The 6,389-nt window shown below is 68.5% G+C and carries 7 protein-coding genes and 2 pseudogenes; 2 read left to right on the top strand and 7 right to left on the bottom strand.

Features of this window, described 5'->3' with window-relative positions; translation table 11 throughout:
- Both AC2W7C_RS12140 and AC2W7C_RS12135 read right to left on the bottom strand, forming a co-directional pair.
- A pseudogene (locus AC2W7C_RS12140) lies at positions 1 to 340 on the bottom strand (hypothetical protein); the annotation flags it as partial.
- Positions 337 to 810 (bottom strand): Rrf2 family transcriptional regulator, encoded by a 474-nt coding sequence (locus AC2W7C_RS12135; RefSeq protein WP_486001671.1) that lies wholly within the window; start codon positions 808 to 810, stop codon positions 337 to 339. The gene AC2W7C_RS12135 and the pseudogene AC2W7C_RS12140, both read right to left, overlap by 4 nt.
- Before the next feature lie 159 nt (positions 811 to 969).
- Between AC2W7C_RS12135 and AC2W7C_RS12130 the strand changes: the two genes are divergently transcribed.
- Positions 970 to 1,620 carry an alpha/beta hydrolase gene (locus AC2W7C_RS12130; RefSeq protein ID WP_486001670.1) on the top strand — a complete coding sequence of 217 codons (651 nt, stop codon included), beginning with the start codon at positions 970 to 972 and terminating at the stop codon, positions 1,618 to 1,620.
- A gap of 68 nt (positions 1,621 to 1,688) precedes the next feature.
- Here AC2W7C_RS12130 and AC2W7C_RS12125 read toward each other — a convergent pair whose 3' ends face one another.
- From AC2W7C_RS12125 to AC2W7C_RS12105, 5 genes are all read right to left on the bottom strand, one after another.
- The gene (locus AC2W7C_RS12125) at positions 1,689 to 2,276 is read right to left on the bottom strand and encodes a hypothetical protein (RefSeq protein WP_486001669.1); all 588 of its coding nucleotides are present in this window, start codon (positions 2,274 to 2,276) and stop codon (positions 1,689 to 1,691) included.
- A gap of 361 nt (positions 2,277 to 2,637) precedes the next feature.
- Positions 2,638 to 3,084 (bottom strand): hypothetical protein, encoded by a 447-nt coding sequence (locus AC2W7C_RS12120; protein WP_486001668.1) that lies wholly within the window; start codon positions 3,082 to 3,084, stop codon positions 2,638 to 2,640.
- A 95-nt stretch (positions 3,085 to 3,179) separates the two neighbouring features.
- Positions 3,180 to 3,545 (bottom strand): hypothetical protein, encoded by a 366-nt coding sequence (locus AC2W7C_RS12115; protein ID WP_486001667.1) that lies wholly within the window; start codon positions 3,543 to 3,545, stop codon positions 3,180 to 3,182.
- Positions 3,546 to 3,597: 52 nt separating this feature from the next.
- Positions 3,598 to 4,803 (bottom strand): exo-beta-N-acetylmuramidase NamZ family protein, encoded by a 1,206-nt coding sequence (locus tag AC2W7C_RS12110; protein WP_486001666.1) that lies wholly within the window; start codon positions 4,801 to 4,803, stop codon positions 3,598 to 3,600.
- Complete coding sequence (locus AC2W7C_RS12105) at positions 4,800 to 5,306, bottom strand: DOMON-like domain-containing protein (RefSeq protein WP_486001665.1); 507 nt, start codon at positions 5,304 to 5,306, stop codon at positions 4,800 to 4,802. Before AC2W7C_RS12105 ends, AC2W7C_RS12110 begins: the two co-directional genes overlap by 4 nt.
- 78 nt (positions 5,307 to 5,384) lie before the next feature.
- Here AC2W7C_RS12105 and tyrS point away from each other — a divergent pair.
- Positions 5,385 to 6,389 (top strand): annotated as a pseudogene (tyrS, locus tag AC2W7C_RS12100) (tyrosine--tRNA ligase); the annotation flags it as partial.

Raw genomic sequence — 6,389 nt, 5'->3', positions numbered from 1 at the left:
GTCGGCAGCGACTCGGACCGGCGCGCCGAGGCCAGGGCCGCCTCGGCCAGCGCACGGGTGCTCGGTCGCGCCGACGATCAGCCGCTCGCAGGCCGCCGGCCAGGGCGCTGACCACCGCCTGGGCGTTGGACTCGGTCCCGCCGGACGAGAAGATCACCGCCGTCGGGTCGGCCCCGACGAGGTCCGCCACCTGGGGCCCGCGCGGTCTCGATCCGCGCCCGCGCGCGACGCCCGGCGGCATGCACCGCCGACGGATTGCCGTTGTCGGCCAAGGCTGCATGAGGTCCTGAACTTCCGGACGAACCAGGCCCGAGGCGTTGTAGTCCAGATAGACGCTCACGCCGCGGCCTCCATGGACGCCGCCATGCGCCGCCGGGCGCCCGTCCGGTTATGCACCACGTCCTCCAGCGACACCCCGGCCAGATAGGCGTGGATCTCGGCCCCCAGGTCCTCCCACAGATTGTGGGTGATGCAGCGTTCGCCGGCCATCATGCAGCCCTTGGGCGATCCGTGGGCGGCGCAGCGCGTCGCCCGGATCGGCTCGTCCACGGCCAGCACGATCTCGGCCACCACCGTCTCGTGCGCGCCCTTGGCCAGGCGGTAGCCGCCCCCGGGACCGCGCACGCTCTGCACCAACCCGTTCTTCCTCAGTCGCGCGAACAGCTGCTCCAGATAGCTCAGCGAAATCTCCTGGCGCGCCGCGATCTCGGCCAGCGACACGGCCCGGGCCTCGCCGGTCTGGGCCTGCCCGTTCTTGGCCAGATCGGCCATCGCCATCACGGCGTATCGTCCCTTGGTCGAAAGACGCATCGCGCACCTCAAAAATCGCGCGCTTTTCAGGGGTCCTGTGCTAGAACCCGCGCCTTCAAAAGACGGCGGCGCGCACGGCGGACTTAGAAAGTCCTACCCCTGCGGTCAAGTATTACGCAGCCGCGAAATGACAGTTGAACACGGGATTCTCGACCGCCCATGCCTGAAGTCATCCTGCCCGGCGCGTCCGGCCGCATCGAAGGCCGCTATTCTCCGGGCAAGCGCCCGAACGCGCCGATCGCCCTGATCCTGCACCCGCACCCCAAGGCGGGCGGGCACATGAACAATCCGGTGGCGGTGACCCTGTACCAGCTGTTCGTCAAGCGCGGCTTCGCGACCCTGCGCTACAACAGCCGCGGCGTCGGCAAGTCCCAGGGCGAGTTCGACTCGGGCATCGGCGAACTGGCCGACGCGGCGACCGCCCTGGATTGGCTCCAGGCCAACAACCCCGCCGCCTCCCAGACCTGGGTCGCCGGCTATCAGTTCGGCGCCTACATCGGCATGCAGCTCTTGATGCGCCGGCCCGAAACCGACGGCTTCATCTCGGTCTCACCGCCGTCCAACATGTACGACTTCTCGTTCCTGGCCCCCTGCCCGGCCTCGGGCCTGTTCCTGCACGGCACGGCCGACACCATCGTTCCGCCGGTCGAGGTCGAGCGCGTCGTCAACAAGCTGCGCACTCAAAAAGGGATCGTCATCGACTATGAGCTGGAAGAGGGCGCAACCCACTTCTGGCAGGACCACATCGACGCCGTCGACCGCCGCGTCGGCGCCTATCTGGACAAGCGGCTGGAAGAGAAGCCGGCCTGAATTTTGGCCTGAACGACGACAGCCCGGACATGGAGTTCGGGATCGGGATGGCGCGGCGGTTCTAGCGCCTACCAGGGGACTCCATAGAAGAACGATGCGGGCACGTTCCTGACCTGCGCCAAAGTGGTGGTGAACGTCGCGTTCAACGTGCTCATCCCGGCGGTCGACCCGCACACCTTCTTCAGCGTGAACGCGTCCGCGCCCAAGACGAACGCACCCCCCGACATGCGGACGCTGAATATCCGGCCATCAGCGCGCCGCCGGTCTCCCGCTCTCTGGTAGACGGCCACGTCCGCCGTCATCTCTTCCAGGTCCTCGACATCCGGCGCATCAGGGATCTGGGAGAGGAGGTCTTGGCGAACGCCGCGATAGAGATCGGCCCTAAGCGAAGCGCCCGAGAAGTAGCGATTGAGGGTGTAGACGCAGGAGACTTGCGAGCCGTCGCTCTGCCGATGAGGCAGGGTCACCAGCACTTCGACATGGCTAGGCGAGGCCTCAGGGGACGAAACGCTCGATCCGGCTGGGGCCGAGATCGTGACCACGCCATCCATCAGGCTGTACCGTCCGGCTCCAAGGTCTCGGAAAGGCTGACTCGGCGCGGCGAACTGGAACAGGGCGGCGAGGACGGTAGTCGCCGCGACGGCGGAGAAGGGCATCTGTCGAACTCCGGTCCGGAGGCCTGGTTCGGCCGCTCTCATCGATGACCCAATTCATTGTTCCCCGAACAGGCGACGTCAACCTGCTTAGGACGGAAAGGACGTCCGATTCTGACGTAACATCATGCCAGAGTGCGGGTTCTGGTCTTTGACAACCGAACTCGCCCATCCCTGCTCGCCTTCTTTCATCACCCGGCGAAGCGGGGCCCAGCGGCGCGTCCCGGGATGACGAGAGGGCGCCGAGCGCTTCGGGCTCTTCAGGGCCTTGACCGGGGCCTTCGCCGCTCGGCCGGCGATTGCACCCGTTGCACGCGTTGTACGGTGTTTTTTCGTGCAATCGCCTGGCCCTCGGACCGCCCTCTCATCCGCCGGCGATCTTCTCGGCCCCTTCCGCCGCCGGCCGATGCGCTCGCACGCACCACGCCACGCTGACGATCATCAGGGCGACGGCGCACAGCTCCAGCCCCGTCGGCAGGCGCCGCTCCCACACATAGCCGTACAGGAAGGCGAACAGGGTCTCGAAGACGATCATCTGGCCCAGCATGGTCAGCGGCAGCAGCCGGCTGGCCTGGTTCCAGAAGGCGTTGCCAACGATCGAGGCCAGCAGGGCCACGCCCACGCTGACCCCCGCCAACCGCAGCCAGGCTTCGCCCGACGCCTCGCCCCCGGTCAGCGCGGCAGGAATCGCCAGCGCCAGGGCCAGGGCGCCGGTGACGACCCCGGTCAGCAGGGACCAGTCGTGGGCGCTCACCCGGGGCAGGCGCGCCATCCAGCGGCTGTTTCCCACCGCGTAGGCCGACCAGGACAACAGGGCTCCCAGCGCGCAGCCCAGGCCGATCAGCGTCGTCCAGGCGTCGCCCCCCTCCCCTGGGCCCGAGCCGCGGCCGACCGCCTCCCATCCGATCAGCCGACCGCGACGGCGGCCAGCGCGATCGGCGGCGCCGTGCGGTGCAGCGGCGGCGCGTCCCGGTCGCGAAGGCCCCACAGGGCGACCACCACCGGCACCATGCCGACGATCAGGGCCGAGGCCGCCACGCCCGCGAAATGCACGCTGACCACCAGGAACAGATAGTAGACGATGTTGCCCGCCAGGCTCAGCCAGATCAGCGCCCGCCAGGCCGGGCCGTCCAGCAGGCCCGTCACCGCCCGCCAGCGCGGCGCGACCAGCAGGGCCGCGATCACCCCGTAGGCCAGGTAGCGGCCCGCGCTCATCAGCAGCGGCGACGCCTCCGGCGCGACCTTGGGCGCCAGGAAGACCAACCCCCACATCGCCCCGGCCGCCAGTCCGCAGGCACCCCGATCAGGCGTTGGGAGGCGCCCGTCATCGGTACAGCAGGAACGGCTTCCGGGCCTCGATCCAGGCCGCCTCATCCGGCGTCGCCAGCGCGTCCAGGTTGTCCGCCGTCGATGCGGGCGCGTCCACCCATTCGCGCAGCAGCGGCGAGCCGTTGATCACGTCGATCGGCAGCTTCCCGAACGCGTACTCGTACGGGAAGTCCCGCCACAGGTCGTAGGCCGGATACAGCCGCCGGATCGCCTTGAAGCCCAGGGCCTGCACCCGCCACGGCCGGAACGCCTGGTGGTCGTAGGCCGGGTCGTCGACGTGGATCTGCACGCCCGAGCACAGCTGGCCGACGTGCTTGTGGAAGGTCGGCTCGAACCACATGTCGCGCAGCGCGCAGCCCTTCAGCCACTGCGGCGCGAAGGCCCGCATCTCGGCGATCACGGCCCGGGCGTCGATGTCGGGCGCCCCGAACAGCTCCAGCGGCCGGGTCGTGCCCCGCCCCTCCGACAGCGTCGCGCCCTCCAGCATCACCGTCCCGGCGTAGGCGCGGGTCATCGAGACGTTGGGCGCGTTGGGGCTGGGATTGATCCAGCTCCGTTCGCTCAGCGGCCAGCCGTAGCCCGGCCCCGCCTCGGGCTCCCAGCCCTGCATCTCGATCACGCGATAGGCGACGTCCAGCTTGAAGTGGTCGATGAACCACAGGCCCATCTCGCCCAGCGTCATCCCGTGCCGCATCGGCATCGGGCCGGCGCCCACGAAGCTCTCCCAGCCCGGCCGCAGGATCGTGCCTTCGACGGGGCGTCCGGCGGGATTGGGCCGGTCCAGCACCCAGACCTCCTTGCCGTGCTCGGCGGCGGCCTCGAGCATGTACAGCAGCGTCGTCACGAAGGTGTAGATGCGGCAGCCGACGTCCTGCAGGTCGATCAGCACCACGTCGAAGGTGTTCATCCACTGGCCCCGCGGCCGCCGGACCTCGCCGTACAGGCTGAAGACGGGGATGCCGTGGACCGGATCGGTGTAGTCCGGGCTCTCCATCATGTTGTCCTGCAGGTCGCCCTTCATCCCGTGCTGCGGCCCGAAGGCGGCGGTCAGCTCGATGTCCGGGTGCGCCGCCAGGGCGTCGACCGCATGGGTCAGGTCCTGCGTCGTCGACGCCGGATGGGCCACCAGCGCCACCCGCCGCCCCTTCAACGGCGCGCTCAGGGAGGGATTGGACAGCAGACGGTCGAGACCGAACTTCATGGAAGCTCCAACACGAAGGAGTCGGGGTGATGAAAGTCGGGCTTATCTGACGGATGGGCGAGCGCCCAGTAGGAGATGGTTCCGTCCTTGGCTTCCAGCACGGCCGACAAGCCCAGACGTGAAGCGCCAGGCGGCAGCCGCAACCAGCTCTCGACGATCAGGATCCCGTCGTACCCCCAGCCGGACGCCACAGGCGGCGTCGCCGTCTCCTCCGCCAACCGCATGCCTTCACGATAGGCGCTGAAGTGGTAGCTGGCCCACTGTCCCTCCACCGCGAGGTTGAACTCAACATACCCTTCGCCGCCCGCAACGAAAGCCTCGAAGCAGGTGTGGCGCCAGAGCTCCTCCGCTCTTCCCGGGACGCCTCCATCTTTCCAATCGAGTGATCCAATGTCGCCCTCGGCGACAAACACGAGCCGCAGGTCCGGCCCGCTCGCGTCAACCTCGACCCGCAGCGCCTCGACAGGACTTGGCGGCGACGTCGGATGAGGCGTCAGCGTCACTGTTCGCGTCGTTGCGGTTCGCCCTTGCATGCACCCGTGCTACACGCGGCTCCCCTTCCTCGCCAGACGCCTTCGTCCATGACCGATCCCGCCTTCAAGTCCGACTTCCTGCGCACGCTCCAGGACCGCGGCTACATTCACCAGATCACCCATCCGGCCGAGTTGGACGAAGCGGCGGCCTCCGGGATCGTCACGGCCTACATCGGCTTCGACGCCACCGCGCCCTCGCTTCACGTCGGCAGCCTGATCCAGATCATGATGCTGCGCCGGCTCCAGCAGGCCGGCCACAAGCCCGTCGTCCTGATGGGCGGCGGCACGACCAAGGTCGGCGACCCCACCGGCAAGGACGCCTCGCGCCCGCAGCTGACCGACGCGACGATCCAGGCCAACATCGCCGGCATCCAGCGGGTCTTCGCCCGCTTCCTGACCTTCGGCGACGGCCCGACCGACGCGGTGATGGTCGATAACGACGCCTGGCTATCGAAGTTCGGCTACATCCAGTTCCTGCGCGACTTCGGGACCCACTTCACGGTCAACCGGATGCTGGCGTTCGACTCGGTGAAGCTGCGCCTCGAGCGCGAGCAGCCGATGACCTTCCTCGAGTTCAACTACATGCTGATGCAGTCGGTGGACTTCCTGGAGCTGAACCGCAGCCACGGCGTCACCTTGCAGATGGGTGGATCGGACCAGTGGGGGAACATCACCTCCGGCGTCGATCTGGTGCGGCGCGTGGATCAGAAGGCCGCCTTCGGCCTGACGACGCCGCTCTTGACCACCGCCTCGGGCGGCAAGATGGGCAAGACGGGCCAGGGGGCCATCTGGCTGAACGCCGACCAGCTGTCGCCGTACGATTACTGGCAGTTCTGGCGCAACGCCGACGACGCCGACGTGGGCCGCTTCCTGCGCCTGTTCACCGACCTGCCGCTGGACGAGATCGCCCGGCTGGAAGCCCTGGAAGGCGCCGAGATCAACGACGCCAAAGAAAGGCGCTCGCGGACGCCGCGACCACCATGCTGCACGGGCGCGGAAAGCCGCCGCCACCGCCCGCGGCGCGGCCGAAAAGCGCCTTCGAGAGGGGCCAGC

The organism is Brevundimonas sp. CURTG3B2_SDJG, assembly GCF_057364705.1.
The sequence above is the reverse complement of the archived record's forward strand: the minus strand, read 5'-3'. Positions and strand labels throughout refer to the sequence as shown.

Bases quoted from the DNA above. Each gene is read 5' to 3' on its own strand.
- AC2W7C_RS12135 (WP_486001671.1), bottom strand. From the start codon at position 810: ATGCGTCTTTCGACCAAGGGACGATACGCCGTGATGGCGATGGCCGAT.
- AC2W7C_RS12130 (WP_486001670.1), top strand. From the start codon at position 970: ATGCCTGAAGTCATCCTGCCCGGCGCGTCCGGCCGCATCGAAGGCCGC.
- AC2W7C_RS12125 (WP_486001669.1), bottom strand. From the start codon at position 2,276: ATGCCCTTCTCCGCCGTCGCGGCGACTACCGTCCTCGCCGCCCTGTTC.
- AC2W7C_RS12115 (WP_486001667.1), bottom strand. From the start codon at position 3,545: ATGTGGGGGTTGGTCTTCCTGGCGCCCAAGGTCGCGCCGGAGGCGTCG.
- AC2W7C_RS12110 (WP_486001666.1), bottom strand. From the start codon at position 4,803: ATGAAGTTCGGTCTCGACCGTCTGCTGTCCAATCCCTCCCTGAGCGCG.